Annotated in this window: 12 protein-coding genes and 1 pseudogene; 12 read left to right on the top strand and 1 reads right to left on the bottom strand. The window is 71.7% G+C overall.

Annotated elements, in window-relative coordinates:
* The first annotated feature begins 64 nt into the window (after positions 1-64).
* Positions 65-1,336, top strand: a complete 1,272-nt coding sequence (locus ACWCYY_RS31350) for a cyanophycinase (RefSeq protein WP_449797946.1) — start codon at positions 65-67, stop codon at positions 1,334-1,336.
* Between the two features lie 96 nt (positions 1,337-1,432).
* Complete coding sequence (locus ACWCYY_RS31345; protein ID WP_345289840.1) at positions 1,433-2,296, top strand: MurR/RpiR family transcriptional regulator; 864 nt, start codon at positions 1,433-1,435, stop codon at positions 2,294-2,296.
* A 344-nt stretch (positions 2,297-2,640) separates the two neighbouring features.
* Here the strand turns inward: ACWCYY_RS31345 and ACWCYY_RS31340 are convergent.
* Positions 2,641-3,225: pseudogene (locus ACWCYY_RS31340) on the bottom strand (catalase); the annotation flags it as partial.
* A 691-nt stretch (positions 3,226-3,916) separates the two neighbouring features.
* On the opposite strand from ACWCYY_RS31340, the gene ACWCYY_RS31335 reads away from it, so the two are divergent.
* From ACWCYY_RS31335 to ACWCYY_RS31290, 10 genes are all read left to right on the top strand, one after another.
* Positions 3,917-6,823, top strand: a complete 2,907-nt coding sequence (locus tag ACWCYY_RS31335) for a glycoside hydrolase family 48 protein (protein ID WP_345289838.1) — start codon at positions 3,917-3,919, stop codon at positions 6,821-6,823.
* Positions 6,824-7,047: 224 nt separating this feature from the next.
* On the top strand, positions 7,048-8,070 hold the full coding sequence (locus ACWCYY_RS31330) for a LacI family DNA-binding transcriptional regulator (protein WP_425558788.1): 1,023 nt from the start codon (positions 7,048-7,050) through the stop codon (positions 8,068-8,070).
* 185 nt (positions 8,071-8,255) lie between these two features.
* Complete coding sequence (locus ACWCYY_RS31325; protein ID WP_449797945.1) at positions 8,256-9,248, top strand: ABC transporter substrate-binding protein; 993 nt, start codon at positions 8,256-8,258, stop codon at positions 9,246-9,248.
* Positions 9,249-9,345: 97 nt separating this feature from the next.
* Positions 9,346-10,857 (top strand): sugar ABC transporter ATP-binding protein, encoded by a 1,512-nt coding sequence (locus ACWCYY_RS31320; protein ID WP_449797944.1) that lies wholly within the window; start codon positions 9,346-9,348, stop codon positions 10,855-10,857.
* Between the two features lie 2 nt (positions 10,858-10,859).
* Positions 10,860-11,909, top strand: coding sequence for an ABC transporter permease (locus tag ACWCYY_RS31315; RefSeq protein WP_380150444.1), 1,050 nt, complete (start codon positions 10,860-10,862; stop codon positions 11,907-11,909).
* Positions 11,906-12,886 carry a galactofuranose ABC transporter, permease protein YjfF gene (gene yjfF, locus ACWCYY_RS31310; protein WP_449797943.1) on the top strand — a complete coding sequence of 327 codons (981 nt, stop codon included), beginning with the start codon at positions 11,906-11,908 and terminating at the stop codon, positions 12,884-12,886. The genes ACWCYY_RS31315 and yjfF overlap by 4 nt, the downstream gene beginning before the upstream one ends.
* A 171-nt stretch (positions 12,887-13,057) precedes the next feature.
* Complete coding sequence (locus ACWCYY_RS31305; RefSeq protein WP_449797942.1) at positions 13,058-14,746, top strand: ribulokinase; 1,689 nt, start codon at positions 13,058-13,060, stop codon at positions 14,744-14,746.
* A complete protein-coding gene (locus ACWCYY_RS31300) occupies positions 14,743-15,432 on the top strand; it encodes an L-ribulose-5-phosphate 4-epimerase (protein WP_449797941.1) in 690 nt (229 codons plus the stop codon). Before ACWCYY_RS31305 ends, ACWCYY_RS31300 begins: the two co-directional genes overlap by 4 nt.
* Positions 15,429-16,934, top strand: a complete 1,506-nt coding sequence (gene araA / locus ACWCYY_RS31295; protein WP_449797940.1) for an L-arabinose isomerase — start codon at positions 15,429-15,431, stop codon at positions 16,932-16,934. Before ACWCYY_RS31300 ends, araA begins: the two co-directional genes overlap by 4 nt.
* A gap of 241 nt (positions 16,935-17,175) precedes the next feature.
* Complete coding sequence (locus ACWCYY_RS31290; RefSeq protein ID WP_449797939.1) at positions 17,176-18,246, top strand: aldose epimerase family protein; 1,071 nt, start codon at positions 17,176-17,178, stop codon at positions 18,244-18,246.

Raw genomic sequence — 18,246 nt, 5'->3', positions numbered from 1 at the left:
GGGGCCGGGTGAGCCCTGACAGCCGCACCCGGCCCCTTCTCCCACGTCTCGTCAGGAGTCCAGCTTGTCCAGCAACAGAGCCCTGAGAGCCACCACCGTCCTGGCCGCGGCCTGCCTGCTCGCCGCCGCCGCGCCGACCGCCTCCGCAACCCCCCACCGGCAGACCGGAACGCTCATCCTCGTCGGCGGCGGCCTCAAGGACGCCCGGATCTACCGGGAGATCATCGCCAAGGCCGGCGGCACCACCCGCGCCCGCATCGGCGTCCTGACCGCGGCCTCCGTCCCCGAGAGCCAGGACCCGCACGCCAGCGACCCCGATACCTGCTCCAACTCCCGCTGCAACGGCCTCTACTACGCCGACCTCTTCAAGTCCTACGGCGCGGCCGACGCCCAGTGGATCCCCGTCGACATCGAACACACCGGTGCGGCCGACGATGACGCCGTGGTCGCCCAGGTCAACGGCATGACCGGATTCTTCTTCGGCGGCGGCGACCAGTACCGTTACGTCACCAGCCTCCTGCACGGCCACGCCCACACCGACTCCAAGGTGCTGGCCGCCATCCGCGCCAAGCTCGCGGCCGGGGCGGTCGTCGCGGGCACCAGCGCCGGCGCCCAGATCGCCTCCGGACCGGACATGGTCACCGGCGGCGACAGCCATCCCGCCCTGCGCGACGGCAGCGCACCCGGCTACTTCGAGGACCCCACCCGCCTCGGCTACCTGCCCGCCGGCGGCTTCGGCCTGCTGGCCTCCGGCCTCCTCGACACCCACACCGGCACCTACGGACGCGAAGGCCGGGCCATCCGCCTCGCTGCGGACACCCACCACGACCGGGTGTTCGCCCTCGACGAGGACACCGCCATCGAGGTCGAGAACCCCGGCACGCACGCGGAGGCGATCCGCGTCCTCGGCACCCACGGCGTCTCGGTGCTGGACCTGCGCCACGCCCGCGCCGCCACCGGGCCCGGCGGATGGCGGATCAGCGGCGTCGCCTACGGCTACCTCACCGACGGGGACGCGTACGACCCCCGCACCCGGCGCACCACCCCCGCCCCGGGCAAGCGGCCGCTCGCCCCCACCGTCAGCGCGCCGGTCCCGGCCAACGGCGACGTCTTCTCCTCCGAGGCCAACTCGGCGGGCACCCCGTACTCCTTCTCCCGCACCGCGCGCGCCCTCACCGCCACCACGGCCCAGCGCACCGCGACGGCCACCACCTGGGAGGGCGACCCGCAGTTCCGGGTCACCTTCACCAGGACCGGCGCCACCCGCGCCCACACCACCGACGGCACCACCACCGCCACCCTCACCGACCTGCGGGTGGACATCACCCCCGCCTGACCCCGCGGCGCCGGGCCCCGGTCACCCCGAGGGCCCGGCAGCGCGGGCCCGAACCGATATCGTTTCCGCAGGACCCACCCGAAAGGACCAGCCACCATGCCGGCCGCCGCCCCGATCGCCGAGCAGATCCGTACCCGGCTCGGCGAGTGCAGCCCCGCCGAACGCAAGGTCGCCCGCGTCCTGCTCGCCAACTGGCCCGCCGCCGGCTTCGAGACCGTCGCCACCCTCGCGGAGCGCGCCACGGTCAGCGCCCCCACCGTCCTGCGCCTGGTCACCCGCCTCGGCTACCGCGGCTTCCCCGACTTCCAAGCCGCGCTGCGCACCGAACTCGACGACCGCAACGCCTCCCCCCTCACCCTCTACAACGCCGCAGGGGAGCAGGCCACCGGCGCCGAAGGCGGCCTGCTGCAACGCGCCTCGACCGCCTTCACCGCCGCCGTCGGCCGCACCCTCAGCGAACTGCCCCAGCACGACCTCGACCGGGCCGTCGAACTGCTGGCCGACCCCAAGCGGCGCATCACCCTCGCCGGCGGACGCTTCACCCACCTCCTCGCCCAGTACCTGGGCCTGCACCTGATGCAGCTGCGCGACGAGGTCCGCTTCCTGCCCGACCGCGACGTCGAGCGCACCGCCGTCCTGGCCGCCCTCGGCCGCCGCGACGTCCTGGTCGTCTTCGACCACCGCCGCTACGAACCCGACAAGGTCGCCATCGCCCAGCTCACCCAGGAACACGGTGGCCGCGTCATCCTCTTCACCGACACCTGGCTCTCACCCGTCGCCGCCCACGCCGAGGTCGTCCTCCCCGCCCAGGTCACCTCCCCCTCGCCGTACGACAGCCTCGCCCCCACCCTCGCCGTCACCGAAACCGTCATCGCCGGCCTCCTGACCGCCCTGGGCGAGCAAGGACACCAGCACATGCAGCACCGCGAGGACATCGCCAAGACCCTCGGCCTCTACTGACAGGCACTGCGCTCCCTGAGCCCCGGCACTCTGCCGCGCCGAGCACCGCCGGAGGGTGTCCGTCACGCTCATCTCGATCACCGCCTGGAGGGGGCCGGAGCCGAGCGGAGGGGCGGCCACGGGCGGAGTCGTCGAACAGCTCCAGCAGTCCGGCGACCTCGTGGGGTCCTCGGAGAGGTGACGGAAGGTCATGTGCCGGACGACGGCGCCCTCGCCCGAGGGCGGGAACGTCGTTGGGGGAGGCGCGGGCCCACGCCGTGCGTACGGGAGGCGATCCGGGGCACCTGCGCCCCGGCGCCGTCCCCACGGCACTGCACACCGTCGAGGTCCCCACCACCGGGCCGAGCACCCGGTAGGACGCTGCCGCCTCCTTCGTCTCCGGCCGGGCGCGCGGCGGGCCTGCCCCGACCGCGGGCTGCCCGGCCGGTGTGGACGGCGTCCTGGTGGAAGCCGTCGCGGAGCATGTCGTTGACGGGGGCGTGGGTGCGGTTGACCGGGATCTGGGCGAAGTTGGGGCCGCCGAGGCGGGTGATCTGGGTGTCGAGGTAGGAGAACAGCCGGCCCGCCAGCAACGGGTCGTCGGTGAGGTCGATGCCAGCGACCAGGTGGCCGGGGTGGAAGGCGACCTGCAGGGTCTCGGCGAAGTTGTTCGCCGGGTTGGCCGTCAGCGTCATCAGGCCGAGTGCCTGGACCGGGGCGAGCTCCTCGGGGACGAGTTTGGTGGGGTCCAGCAGGTCGATCCCCGCGAAGGTCTGCTCGGCGGTGTCGGGGAAGACCTGCACGCCGAGCTCCCACTGCGGGAACGCGCCGGCCTCGATCGCGTCGGCTAGGTCGCGTCGGTGGAAGTCCGGGTCCATGCCGCTGATCAGCTGGGCCTCCTCCCACACCAGTGAGTGCACGCCCGCCTTGGGCTTCCAGTGGAACTTCATCGCGATCGCTTCGGCGAGGTGAAGGGGTACCCGGGCAAGCGGCTCCCGGCACCGGAGCTGCCGAACGTGGCGCTGAAGCCGCGTGGCAACCGCAGCTGACCCGCGGACTTCTGTGTCGGCGGCCGACTTGATTCCGGTCGCATCGCAGGTTCCTGGCAAGTGCGGCGACTGGGTCACCGGTGTGCTCGGGGGCTCCCCGCCTGCGGACAAGGCACTGCGTGCGCAGCTCACCCGTATCGCACGTGTGGCAGTCTGCGGCACGGTCTAGTCGGATCGATGCTGACCTTTTGCTGACTTTCCTGACGACCCGTCAGTCTCGCCTCGATGGCTGTGGGAGCTCTGTTCCTCCCGGTGATCGGCCGGACCACGGCGGCCCGACCTCGCCCTGCGCCTGCCCCGCTCCGGCGCCGTCATACCTGTCGGCGCGTCCGGGGCCGGGCCGGGGAGCCGGCTGTGGGTTCCGGCCAACCCGGCGAGGCGGTTTCGGTACTCGTGGAAGCGGGGCAGGCCAGCCGAGCTGAGGGAACAGATGGATGCGCTCCCACGGGCCACTTCGAAAGATGGTCCGATTATCCAGGGGCCCCAATGCCCCCTACTGCGCAGTCTCTTGACACCTCGCCCGGTCCTCCCGATTGTTGGGAGCGCTCCCACAGTTCTGCCCTCCTCATCCCCCACCCGCAGGAGTCGACAGATGTCACCCCCGACCACCCGCCTGCCCGCGTTCGGCGCGGCCCTGGCGCTGCTCGCCGCCGGACTCTCCACCGCCGTCGCCGTCCCGGCCTCGGCCGCCACCGTCCAGTGCGGCGTGGACTACTCCGTCAACGACTGGGGCTCCGGCTTCACCGCCAACGTCAAGGTCAACAACCTCGGCACGGCCCCGGTCGACGGCTGGACGCTCAGCTACGCCTACACCGGCAACCAGACCCTCTCCGGCACCGGCTGGAACGGCACCTGGAGCCAGAGCGGCAAGAACGTCACCGTCACCGCGCCAGCCTGGGCCGCCAGTATCCCGGCCGGGGGCAACGCCACGGCGGGTGCCAACTTCGCCTACAGCGGCACCAATGCGGCGCCCACCGCCTTCAGCGTCAACGGCACCCCCTGCACCGGAGCCCATCAACCCCCAGTCACCACCCTCACCAGCCCGGCTCCCGGGGCGAGTTACGCGGCCGGGGCCGCCGTCCCGCTGGCGGCCACCGCGACCGCGAGCGACGGGGCGACGGTCAGCAAGGTGGAGTTCTACGACAACACCACCCTGCTCGCCACCGACACCACCGCCCCGTACTCGTACAGCTGGACCGGTGCCGCCTCCGGCAGCCACTCGGTCTACGCCAAGGCGTACGACTCCACCGGTGCGAGCAGCGAGTCCGCCCCGGCGGGCATCACCGTCGCCGCCGGACCGTCCGTCAGTGCCACCCCGGCGAGTCTCTCGGTGACCCAGGGCGGGACGGGCACCGTGGCGGTCAAGCTCTCCGCCCAGCCCGCCGCCAACGTCACCGTGACCACCGCGCGGACCTCGGGCAACTCCGGACTGTCCGTCAGCGGCGGCGCGAGCCTGACCTTCACGCCCGCCAACTGGGCCACCGCGCAGACCGTCACGGTCGCCGCCGACGCCTCCTCCACCGGTGCGGCGACCTTCACCGCGACGGCCGGCGGCCACACCGCCGCCACCGTCACGGTCACCGAGCTGGCCGCCGGGACGGGCGTCTACAACGACCGCTTCCTCCAGCTCCACGCCAAGCTCAAGGACCCGGCCAACGGGTACTTCTCGCCCGAGGGCATCCCCTACCACTCGGTGGAGACCCTGCTGGTCGAGGCTCCGGACCACGGCCACCAGACCACCTCGGAGGCGTACAGCTACCTGATCTGGCTGGAGGCCCAGTACGGCCGGATCACCAAGGACTGGTCGAAGTTCAACGCGGCGTGGGCGCTGATGGAGACGTACATGATCCCCACCCACGCGGACCAGCCGACCACCGGCTCCTACAACGCCGCCAAGCCGGCCACCTACGCCCCCGAGATGCCGCTGCCCTCCGACTACCCGGCGCCGCTGAACACCTCGGTGACGGCGGGTCAGGACCCGATCGCCGCCGAGCTCTCCGCCGCCTACGGCACCAGTGACATCTACGGCATGCACTGGCTCCAGGACGTCGACAACGTCTACGGCTACGGCAACGCGCCCGGCACGTGCGAGGCCGGTCCGAGCGACACCGGCCCGTCCTACATCAACACCTACCAGCGCGGCGCCCAGGAGTCGGTCTGGGAGACCATCCCGCAGCCGACCTGCGACAAGTTCGCCTACGGCGGCAAGAACGGCTACCTGGACCTGTTCGTCAAGGACAACTCCTACGCCAAGCAGTGGAAGTTCACCGACGCCCCCGACGCCGACGCGCGCGCCGTCCAGGCCGCCTACTGGGCCGACACCTGGGCCAAGGCCCAGGGCAACGGCGGCCAGGTCTCGGCCACCGTCGCCAAGGCCGGGAAGATGGGGGACTACCTGCGCTACTCCTTCTTCGACAAGTACTTCAAGAAGATCGGGAACTGCGTCGGCCCCTCCACCTGCCCGGCCGGCACCGGCAAGGACTCCTCGCACTACCTGCTCTCCTGGTACTACGCCTGGGGCGGTGCCTACGACACCTCGGCCGGCTGGTCCTGGCGGATCGGCGACGGTGCCGCACACGGTGGCTACCAGAACCCGATGGCGGCCTACGCGCTGACCACCGACCCCGCACTGGCCCCCAAGTCGGCCACCGGCAAGGCGGACTGGGCCACCAGCCTGACCCGGCAGGTGGAGTTCGTGCAGTGGCTGCAGTCCGCCGAGGGCGCCATCGCCGGCGGTGCGACCAACAGCTGGGAGGGCAGCTACGCCAGCCCGCCCGCGGGGACGCCGACCTTCTACGGGATGTTCTACGACGAGGCGCCGGTCTACCACGACCCGCCGAGCAACCAGTGGTTCGGCTTCCAGACCTGGGGCCTGGAGCGGGTCGCCGAGTACTACTACGCCAGCGGTGACGCCAAGGCCAAGGCCGTCCTGGACAAGTGGGTGACCTGGGCGCTCGGCAAGACCACCTTCAACGCCGACGGCACCTACAAGATCCCGTCCACCCTGTCCTGGAGCGGCAAGCCGGACACCTGGAACGCCGCCGCACCCGGTGCCAACACCGGCCTGCACGTGAGCGTCGTCGACTACACCAACGACGTCGGCGTTGCCGGCTCCTACGCCAAGCTGCTCTCCTACTACGCGGCCAAGTCCGGCAACGCGGCGGCCAAGTCGGCGGCGCAGAAGCTGCTGGACGGGATGTGGGCCAACCACCGGGACGCCAAGGGCGTCTCGGTGGCGGAGACCAGGACGGACTACAGCCGCTTCAAGGACGCCGTCTCGGTGCCCTCCGGCTGGACCGGCACCATGCCCAACGGTGACCCGGTGAACGGCTCCTCCACCTTCCTGTCGATCCGTTCCTTCTACAAGAACGACCCCGACTTCGCCAAGGTCCAGGCCTACCTGGACGGCGGCCCGGCCCCGGTCTTCAGCTACCACCGGTTCTGGGCCCAGGCGGACGTCGCCACCGCGATGGCCACCTACGGCGAACTCTTCGGCTGACCGCCGCCGGCCCGGCCCCGCCCCTCCGGAAGGAGGGGCGGGGCCGGGCCTTTTCGCCGGACCGGTGGCCCGCCCGGAGGGCGTCCGGGCTCCCGCCGGCCGGTGCCGGAGCACGGAGCGGCTGCCCCGCCGGTCTGTGAGCGTGAACAACAACTAGACTCGTGCGAACGCCATCAGGACCGCCAACCAGGCCGCCGGCACCGCCGAGGGGGACGTACGTGGGAATCGACAGCGCCGAGGCACGGCAGCCCGTGATGGCCGACGTGGCGAAGTTGGCGGGCGTCTCGCACCAGACCGTGTCGCGGGTGCTCAACGACGCCCCGCACGTACGGCCCGATACCCGGGAGAAGGTGCTGGCGGCCATCCGCGAGTTGGACTACCGGCCGAACTCGGCGGCCCGGGCGCTGGTCACCAAGCGGTCCCAGACCCTGGGCGTGGTGAGCTTCGACTCCACCCTCTACGGCCCGGCCTCGATGCTGGACGGGATCGAGCGGGCCGCCCGCAACGCCGGGTACTTCGTGAGCGTAGCGAGCCTGCGCTCGCTGGACAGCCGCTCCGTGCAGGAGGCGGTGGACCGGCTGCGGGACCAGGGAGTGGAGGGCGTGGTGGTGATCGCCCCGCAGATCTCCGCGGTGAGCTCGGTGTCCCGGCTCTCCACCTCGGTGCCGGTGGTGGCGGTCGGGTCCGGCCGGCAGAGCCGGGTGCCGATGGTCTCGGTGGACAACCGGCGCGGCGCCGCGGAGGCCACCCGCCACCTGCTGGACCTGGGCCATCCGACGGTGCACCACGTGGCGGGGCCGGGTGGGTGGCTGGAGAGCCAGGACCGGGAGGGGGGGTGGCGCGAGGTGCTGGAGGCGGCCGGCGCCCGGGTGCCGGAGGTGCGCAGCGGCGACTGGAGCGCCCGGTCCGGGTACCAGGCCGGGCTGAGACTGGCCGAGGAGCCCGGGGTGACCGCGGTGTTCTGCGGGAACGACCACATGGCGCTGGGGCTGCTGCGGGCGATGCACGAGGCCGGCCGGGCGGTGCCGGGTGACGTCTCGGTGGTCGGGTTCGACGACGTGCACGAGGCGGCGTACTTCACCCCGCCGCTCACCACCGTCCGGCAGGACTTCGCCGAACTCGGCCGCCGGGCACTGGAGTTGCTGGTCGAGCAGGTGTCCGGAGTGGAGATCAGCGCCCGTGACCACGTGCTGATCTCGCCGGAGCTGGTGCTCCGACGGAGCAGCGGGCCGGCCCCGCGCCACTGATCCCGGACTGATCCGGGGCTGAGCCCTGCCGGGCCGCCGGCCCGGCGCCCGCGGGGCCCGGTCAAGATTGGGTAACGCCGTACGGGCCTCTTGTGGCAGTGAATTGTTAGCGTTAACAATTCACCTCAGCGAAACACGGCGCGTGGGCGCGCCGCCCGCTTCCCCCACCCGAGAGGAACCCGAACATGTCCAAGAGAGCTGCGGTGGCCCTGGTCGCCACCGCGATGGCCGTCGCCCTCACCGCCTGCGGCTCCGGCGGGTCCGGCGGCGGGTCGAAGGACGCGGCGGGCGGCGGTTCCGGAACGCTCACCGTCGGCTTCTCCCAGGTCGGCGCCGAGAGCGGCTGGCGCACCGCCAACACCAAGTCGGTGCAGGACGCCGCGAAGAAGGCCGGCGTGACGCTCAAGTTCTCCGACGCGCAGCAGAAGCAGGAGAACCAGATCAAGGCGATCCGCTCCTTCATCCAGCAGAAGGTGGACGTCATCGCCTTCTCGCCGGTGGTCGAGTCCGGTTGGGACACCGTGCTCAAGGAGGCCAAGGACGCCAAGATCCCGGTGGTGCTCACCGACCGCGCGGTGGACTCCAAGGACGAGTCGCTCTACGCCACCTTCCTCGGCTCGGACTTCGTCGAGGAGGGCAAGAAGGCCGGCGACTGGCTGGTGAAGGAGTACCAGGGCAAGGCCGAGCCGGTGAACATCGTCGAGCTCCAGGGCACCACCGGCTCCGCCCCGGCCAACGACCGCAAGGCCGGCTTCGGCGACGTCATCAAGGGCGACGCCAAGTTCAAGGTGGTCGCCTCGCAGACCGGTGACTTCACTCGGGCCAAGGGCAAGGAGGTCATGCAGGCCTTCCTGAAGTCCCAGCCGAAGATCGACGTGCTCTACGCGCACAACGACGACATGGCCCTCGGCGCGATCCAGGCGATCGAGGAGGCCGGCAAGAAGCCGGGCAAGGACATCAAGATCATCTCGGTCGACGGCGTCAAGGACGCGTTCACCGCGATGGCCGACGGCAAGATCAACGTCGTGGTCGAGTGCAACCCGCTGCTCGGCGACCAGCTGATGGAGCTGGTGAAGAAGGTCAAGGCGGGCCAGCCGGTCGAGCGCCGGATCAAGACGGTCGAGGGCGTCTTCACTCAGGACCAGGCCGCCGCCGCGCTGCCGTCCCGTCAGTACTGACGCACCGCCAGTACCGACACGACGACGGAGCCCGGTGTGCGGGCGGCCCTCGGCGGAGGGCCGCCCGCACACCGACCACGAGAGAGGGAGGGACGGGATGCACGCGCAACCGGTCCTTGAAGTACGGGGAATCCGCAAGGAGTTCCCGGGCGTGGTGGCACTGGACGGGGTCGACCTGCGGCTCTTCCCCGGCGAGGTGCACGCGCTGATGGGTGAGAACGGCGCGGGCAAGTCCACTCTGATCAAGGTGCTCACCGGTGTCTACGAGAGCGACGGCGGCGAGGTCCGCCTGGCCGGGCGGGCGGTCCGGATCGGCGGGCCGCTCCAGGCCCAGCAGGCCGGGATCTCCACCGTCTACCAGGAGGTCAACCTCTGCCCGAACCTCTCGGTCGCGGAGAACATCTTCATCGGCCGCGAGCCGCGCCGCTTCGGGCTGATCCAGTGGGCCGAACTCCGGCGCCGGGCCGCCGAGTCGGTGGCCGCGCTGGACCTGGACATCGACGTCACCGCCCCGCTGAGCAGCTACTCGATCGCCGTCCAGCAGCTGGTCGCCATCGTCCGCGCGGTGGACGTCTCCGCCAAGGTGCTGATCCTGGACGAGCCGACCTCCAGCCTGGACCGCGACGAGGTGCGTCAACTCTTCGCGGTGATGCGGCGGTTGCGCGACCAGGGGGTGGCGATCCTGTTCGTCTCGCACTTCCTGGACCAGATCTACGAGATCTCTGACCGGATGACCATCCTGCGCGGCGGCCGGCACGAGGGCGAGTACCTCACCAGCGAGTTGAGCCAGGTGGCGCTGGTCTCCCGGATGATCGGCGGCGAGCTCACCGGCCTGGCCGAACTGGCCGGGGCCACCCGGACCGAGCCCACCGGGACCTCCTTCCTGCGCGCCCAGGGCCTGGCCCGCCGCGGCGCGGTGGAGCCGTACGACCTGTCCATCCGGCCCGGTGAAGTGGTCGGCCTGGCAGGCCTGTTGGGCTCCGGACGGACCGAGGCGGCCCGGCTGCTGTTCGGCGCCGACCAGAGTGACCAGGGCAGCGTGAAGATCAACGGCGAGCCCGCCGCGCTGCGCAGCCCACGGGCCGCGATCGGCCACGGCATCGCCTTCTGCTCGGAGAACCGCAAGACCGAGGGCCTGGTCGGCGACCTGACGGTGCGGGAGAACATCGTGCTGGCCCTCCAGGCCGCCCGCGGCTGGACCCGCCCGCTCTCTCGCTCCGCCCAGGACGAGCTGGCGATCCGCTGGATCCGCGCCCTGGACATCCGCCCGAACAACCCCGAGGCGCTGATCCGCAACCTCAGCGGGGGCAACCAGCAGAAGGTGCTGCTGGCCCGGTGGCTGATCACCGACCCCAAGCTGCTGATCCTCGACGAGCCCACCCGTGGCATCGACATCGGCGCCAAGACCGAGATCCAGAAGCTGGTGGCCAAGCTGGCCGGTGACGGCATGTCGGTCCTGTTCATCTCCGCCGAGCTGGAGGAGGTGCTGCGCCTCAGCCACCGGGTCGGGGTGCTGCGTGACCACCGGCTGGTGGCCGAGCTGCGCAACGACGGCACGCTCACCCCGGAGCGGATCATGGAGACCATCGCGAGCGGAGCCACGTCGTGAGCCTGAACCGCATCACCCGACACCGTCTCTTCTGGCCGGCCGCCGTGCTGCTCGCGCTGCTGCTCGCCAACCTGGCGTTCACCCCGGACTTCTTCGCGATCCGGATCAAGGACGGCCACCTCTACGGCAGCCTGATCGACATCCTGCACTTCGGCTCGCCGCTGATCCTGGTGGCGCTCGGCATGACCCTGGTTATCGCCACCGGCGGCATCGACCTCTCGGTCGGCTCCACCGTCGCGATCGCCGGCGCGCTGGCCTGTCTGCACATCAGCCAGGCAGCCGACCCGGGCAGTCCGGGCACGGTGCTCACGGCCGTGGGCATCGCCCTCGGCGTGGCGGTGCTGCTCGGTGGGGTCAACGGCCTGCTGGTGGCCAGGATCGGGGTCCAGCCGATCATCGCCACCCTGATCCTGATGGTGGCCGGGCGCGGCGTCGCCCAGCTCATCACGGACGGTCAGATCATCACCATCACCAGCGAGCCGTACAAGCTGATCGGCGGCGGCTACTGGCTCACCGTGCCGTTCTCGATCCTGCTGGCCGGTGCCGTGGTCCTGCTGGCCTCGGCGCTCACCCGGCGCACCGCGCTCGGACTGCTGCTGGAGTCGGTCGGAGGCAACCCGGTGGCCAGCCGCCTGGTCGGCATCCGGGCGGCCCGGCTGGTCGGGCTGGTCTACGTGGTCAGCGCGCTCTGCGCGGCCCTGGCCGGACTGATGATCAGCTCCAATGTCTCCAGCGCCGACGGCAACAACGCCGGGCTCTGGATCGAACTGGACGCGATCCTGGCCGTGGTGGTCGGCGGCACCTCGCTGAACGGCGGCCGCTTCTCGCTCGGCGGTACGGTGCTCGGCGCCCTCGTCATCCAGACCCTGTCCACCACCGTCTACACCATCGGCATCCCGCCGGAGACCACCCTGGTCTTCAAGGCCGTCGTGGTGATCACCGTCTGCCTGGTCCAGTCGCCCGCCTTCCGGGCCAAGGCCGCCCGACGGCGCTCCCGCGCCAAGCACGGCGCCCGCCCGGTGGCGTCCGAGAAGTTGGAGGTCGGAGCATGAGCACCGTCCTGAACACCATTTCCCGGCGCGGCCGGGGTCAACTCCCGGTCCTGGTCACCTCGGTGCTGCTGGTGGTGATGTTCGCCGTCGGCTCGGTGAACTACCAGGGCTTCTTCTCCGGGCAGGTGCTGCTCAACCTGCTGATCGACAACGGCTTCCTGCTGGTGGTCGCGGTCGGCATGACCTTCGTGATCCTGACCGGCGGCATCGACCTCTCGGTCGGTGCGATGGTCGCCCTCTCCACCATGGTCTCCGCCTGGCTGGTCCAGACGCACGGCTGGCCGCCGCTGGTGGTGATCCCGCTGGTGCTGGCGATCGGCACCGGAGCCGGCCTGGCGATGGGCTGGGTGATCCAGAACTTCGAGATCCAGCCGTTCATCGTGACGCTGGCGGGCATGTTCCTGGCCCGGGGCCTGTGCTACACGATCAGCATCGACTCCATCTCGATCACCGACCCGACGTACACCGCGATGGCCCAGACCAAGATCCCGCTGGGCGAGCTGTTCGTCTCGCCGAGCGTGCTGATCGCCGTGCTGGTGGTCGCGGCGGCGTTCACCGTGCTGCGGTACACCAAGTTCGGCCGCAACGTGTACGCGCTCGGCGGCAGCGAGCAGTCCTCGCTGCTGATGGGCCTCCCGGTGGCCCGCACCAAGATCGCGGTCTACGGGGTGAGCGGCTTCTGCTCGGCGCTCGGCGGCGTGCTGATGACCTTCTACATGCTGTCGGGCTACGGACTGCACGCGGTGGGGCTGGAGTTGGACGCGATCGCCGCGGTGGTGATCGGCGGCACCCTGCTCACCGGCGGCTCCGGCTACCTGCTGGGCACCGTGCTCGGCGTGCTGGTGCTCGGCCTGATCCAGACCGTGATCACCTTCCAGGGCACGCTCAGCTCCTGGTGGACCAAGATCGTGATCGGCGCGCTGCTGTTCGTCTTCATCCTGCTCCAGCGCCTGATGACGGCCCGCCGCCGGGTGTAGCCGACGCGGCGTCAGACTCCGCACGCTGGGCCGGCCCCCCGCTTCGGCCCGCCCAGGACGAGCGGCCCCGTCCCCCCACGGGACGGGCAGACCGGCCGCCGGGCCCGCAACGCCGCGGACCCCTCCCGGCGGCCGGTACCAGAAACCTCGCAACGAACGAAGGACGTGAACGTGCCACCAACCACCGACTCCCCGGAGCGCTACGTCGTCGGCGTCGACTTCGGCACCCTCTCCGGCCGCGCCGTGGTGGTGCGGGTCAGTGACGGCGAGGAGCTCGGCACCGGCGTCCACGAGTACCCGCACGGCGTGATCGAGCACCGACTCCCCGGCACCGGCGAGCAGTTGCCGCCCGACTGGGCGCTCCAGCACCCCGAGGACTGGCGCCAGGTGCTGCGCACCGCGGTCCCCGCCGCGCTCGCCGCCAGCGGCGTCGACCCGGCCGCCGTGATCGGCATCGCCACCGACTTCACCGCCTGCACCGTGCTGCCGGTCACCGCCGACGGCACCCCGCTGGCGCAGACCGCGCTCGCCGACCGCCCGCACGCCTGGCCCAAGCTGTGGAAGCACCACGCCGCGCAGAGCCACGCCGACCGGATCAACGAACTCGCCCACCAGCGCGGCGAGCAGTGGATCGGCCGCTACGGCGGCAAGATCTCCGCCGAGTGGCAGTACGCCAAGGCCCTCCAGCTGCTGGAGGAGGACCCGGGCGTCTACGCGGCCACCGAGCGGTGGATCGAGGCCGCCGACTGGATCGTCTGGCAGCTCACCGGCACCGAGAGCCGCAATACCTGCACCGCCGGCTACAAGGGCGTGTACCAGGACGGCAGTTACCCCTCCGAGGAGTACCTCGCCGCCCTCAACCCCGAGTTCGCCGACTTCGCCCGCACCCGCCTGGAGCACCCGCTCGCCCAGCTCGGCTCCCGGGTGGGCAACCTGACCGCCGAGGCCGCCGCCTGGACCGGCCTGCCGGAGGGCATCGCGGTCGCCGCCGGGAACGTCGACGCCCACGTCGCCGCCCCCGCCGCGCAGGCCGTGGAGAACGGCCAGCTGCTGGCCATCATGGGCACCTCCACCTGCCACGTCGTCAACGGCGCCACCCTGGCCGACGTCCCCGGCATCTGCGGCGTGGTCGAGGGCGGCATCGTCGAGGGCGCCTACGGCTACGAGGCCGGGCAGAGCGCCGTCGGCGACATCTTCGCCTGGTGGCTGCGCCAGGGCCTGCCCGCCGACTATCTCGCCGAGGCCGAGGCCACCGGCGAGGACGCCCACCAGCTGCTCACCCGAAAGGCGGCCGGCCAGCCCGTCGGCGGACACGGCCTGGTCGCCCTCGACTGGCTCAACGGCAACCGCTCCACCCTGGTGGACCACCACCTCTCCGGCGTGATCGTCGGCCTCACCCTGGCCACCCGCCCCGAGGACGTCTACCGGGCCCTGCTGGAGGCCACCGCCTTCGGCACCCGCACCATCGTCGAGGCGCTGGAGCGGGGCGGCGTCCCCGTCACCGAGTTCATCGTCACCGGCGGGCTCAAGAAGAACGCCCTGCTGATGCAGATCTACGCCGACGTGCTGCGCCGCCCGGTCTCGCTCGCGGTCTCCACCCAGGGCCCCGCCGTCGGCTCCGCCATCCACGCCGCCGTCGCGGCCGGCGCCCACCCGGACGTGCGCAGCGCCGCCGCCGCGATGGGCCGGGTGGAGCGCGCCGCGTACCGGCCCGACCCGGCCCGGGCCGACGCCTACGACGAGCTGTTCGCCGAGTACCGCGAACTGCACGAGCACTTCGGCACGGCGGCGGACAAGCAGCTGCACCGCCTGCGCCGCATCCGGAACACCGCCCTGACCCAGAACTGTGAGGCATCGTGAGCGACCTGATCGACCTGATCCGCCGTCAGGTCAGTGACCTGCACCAGGAGTTGGTGCGGTACGACCTGGTGGTCTGGACGGCCGGCAACGTGTCCGCCCGGGTGCCCGGCGAGGACCTGATGGTGATCAAGCCCAGCGGCGTCTCCTACGACGAGCTGTCGCCGGAGAACATGATCCTCTGTGACCTGGACGGCGTCGTTGTCGAGGGCGCCCACTCGCCCTCCTCCGACACCGCCGCCCACGCCTACGTCTACCGCCACCTGCCCGAGGTCGGGGGAGTGGTGCACACCCACTCCACCTACGCCTGCGCCTGGGCCGCCCGCGGCGAGGCCGTCCCCTGCGTGCTGACCGCGATGGCCGACGAGTTCGGCGCCGAGATCCCGATCGGCCCGTTCGCCCTGATCGGCGACGACTCGATCGGCCGCGGCATCGTCGACACCCTGCGCGGCCACCGCTCGCCCGCCGTCCTGATGAAGAGCCACGGCGTCTTCACCATCGGCAAGGACGCCAAGGCCGCCGTCAAGGCCGCCGTGATGTGCGAGGACGTCGCCCGCACCGTGCACATCTCCCGCCAGCTCGGCGAACCGCTGCCGATCGCCCAGGCGGACATCGACAGCCTCAACTTCCGCTACCAGAACGTGTACGGCCAGCAGCCGGCCACCGCCGCCAAGGAGACCCACGCATGAAGTCGATCGAAGGCCGCGAGGTCTGGTTCCTGACCGGCAGTCAGGGCCTGTACGGCGAGGAGACCCTGCGCCAGGTCGCCGAGCAGTCCCGGCGGATCGCCGAGCAGCTCGACGGCAACCCCGAGGTGCCCGTCACGGTGGTCTGGAAGCCCGTGCTCACCGACGCCTCGGCGATCCGCCGGATCTGCCTGGAGGCCAACGCGGCCGACGAGTGCATCGGCCTGATCGCCTGGATGCACACCTTCTCCCCGGCCAAGATGTGGATCGCCGGCCTGGACGCGCTGCGCAAGCCGCTGCTCCACCTGCACACCCAGGCCAACGTCCGACTGCCCTGGTCCACCATCGACATGGACTTCATGAACCTGAACCAGGCCGCCCACGGCGACCGCGAGTTCGGCTACATCCAGTCCCGCCTCGGCGTCGCCCGCAAGACCGTGGCCGGCCACGTCGGCGACCCCACCGTGGCCACCCGGATCGCCTCCTGGGCCCGTGCCGCCACCGGCCGCGCCGAGATGGCGACCCTCAAGCTGGCCCGCTTCGGCGACAACATGCGCGACGTGGCCGTGACCGAGGGCGACAAGGTCGAGGCCCAGCTCCGCTTCGGCGTCTCGGTCAACACCTACGGCGTCAACGACCTGGTCGAGGTGGTCGACGCCGCCGACGAGGCCACCGTCACCGAGCTCGTCAAGGAGTACGAGGACGGCTACCGCCTCGCCCCCGCCCTGCGTCCGGGTGGCGAGCGGCACGAGTCCCTGCGCTACGCCGCCCGGATCGAGGCCGGTCTGCGCACCTTCCTCACCGAGGGCGGGTTCCGCGCCTTCACCACCAACTTCGAGGACCTCGGCGGCCTGCGCCAGCTCCCCGGCCTGGCGGTCCAGCGCCTGATGGCCGACGGCTACGGCTTCGGCGGCGAGGGCGACTGGAAGACCTCGGTCCTGCTGCGCACCCTCAAGGCGATGGCCACCGGCCTGCCCGGCGGCACCTCCTTCATGGAGGACTACACCTACCACCTGGAGCCCGGGCGGGAGTTGATCCTCGGCGCGCACATGCTGGAGGTCTGCCCCTCCATCGCCTCCGCCACCCCGTCCTGCGAGGTCCATCCGCTCGGCATCGGCGGCCGCGAGGACCCGGTCCGCCTGGTCTTCGACGCGGCCCCCGGCCCGGCCGTGGTGGTCGGCCTGGCCGACCTGGGCGACCGCTTCCGCCTGGTAGCCAACCAGATCGACGTGGTCGACCCGGCCGAGCCGCTGCCCGCACTCCCGGTCGCCCGCGCGGTCTGGCAGCCCCGGCCCAACTTCCGCACCTCCGCCGAGGCCTGGCTGGCCGCCGGGGCCCCGCACCACACGGTGCTCTCCTCCGCGCTCGGCGCCGAGCAGCTCGACGACCTGGCGGAGATGCTCAGCACCGAGCTGGTCCTGATCGACTCCGACACCACGATCCGCCAGTTCACCCGCGAGCTCCGCTGGAACCAGGCCTACCACCGCCTGGCCCAGGGCTTCTGACCCGGCAATCGGGGCGGGGCGGAAGGGCAGCGCCTCAGGGGCGCGGGGAACTGCGCGCGGGGGAACGGCACGTGCTGCAACTGGCTCGCGTGCCCCGATTTAGCGCTGGTCCGCCTTCCGTACTCGCGCAGTTCCTCGCGCCCCTGAAGGCCCCTTCGGGGCCCAGCCTCCGTCGACCACCCGGGGCGGCACCGCGCTCGGTGCCGCCCCACCGTCGTTCCACGAAAGGGAGCACCCAGTCATGACCGGCGACCTGACCATCCACCGGTACCCCGCGGGCGAGCTGCCGGACGGCCGCGGCATCGACCGCTGGGTGTTCGGCACCCCGGGCGGCGTCACCGCCGAGGTGCTCAGCCTGGGCGCCCGGCTGCAGTCGCTGCACGCGCCGGACCGGGCCGGACAGCGCGCCAACGTGGTGCTCGGCGGCAGCTCGGTCGCCGAACTCCTGTGCGAGGCCGCCTACTTCGGCGCCACCGTGGGCCGCTACGGCAACCGGATCGCGGGCGGCGAACTGCCGCTGGACGGCGTCGTGCACAGGCTGGCCACCCAGTCCACCGGCCACACCCTGCACGGCGGCCCGGACGGCTTCGCCACCCGGCTCTGGCACGGCGAGGAGCTGCGCGTGGGCCAGCGGACCGGCGTCCGGCTGAGCCTGCACAGTCCCGCCGGCGACCAGGGCTTCCCCGGCGCGCTCGACGTGACGGTGACCTACCTGCTCGACCGGGACGGCGAGTTGACCATCACCTATCGGGCCGAGACCGACGCCCCGACGGTGGTCAACCTCACCAACCACGCCTACTTCAACCTCGGCGGAGAGGGCAGCGGGCCGGTCCTGGACCACCTGCTGCGGGTCGAGGCGGACGCCTACCTCCCGGTCGACAAGACCCTGATCCCGCTCGGGGCGCCGGAGCCGGTCGAGGGCCTGCCCTTCGACCTCACCACCGCGGCCGGCCTCGGCGGCCGGATCTCCGCACCCCACCCCCAGCTCTGGCTGGCCGGGGACGGCTTCGACCACACCTGGGTGCTCCGCCCCGGCCCCGGACTGCGGCTGGCCGCCACCCTCCACCACCCCGCCAGCGGACGCCGCCTGGACTGCCTCACCACCGAGCCCGGCATCCAGGTCTACACCGGCAACCACTTCGACGGCTCGCTCACCGGCCCCGGCGGCACCCGCTACCGGGCCTACGCCGGCATCGCCCTGGAGACCCAGCACTTCCCCGACTCCCCGCACGTCCCGGACTACCCCTCGACCGTCCTGCGTCCGGGCGAGGTCTACGAGTCGACCACGGCCTACCGCTTCTCAGTGGAGTGA

The sequence above is a fragment of the Kitasatospora sp. NPDC001664 genome (genome assembly GCF_053596675.1).
This window is presented reverse-complemented; position numbering and strand designations above follow the sequence as displayed.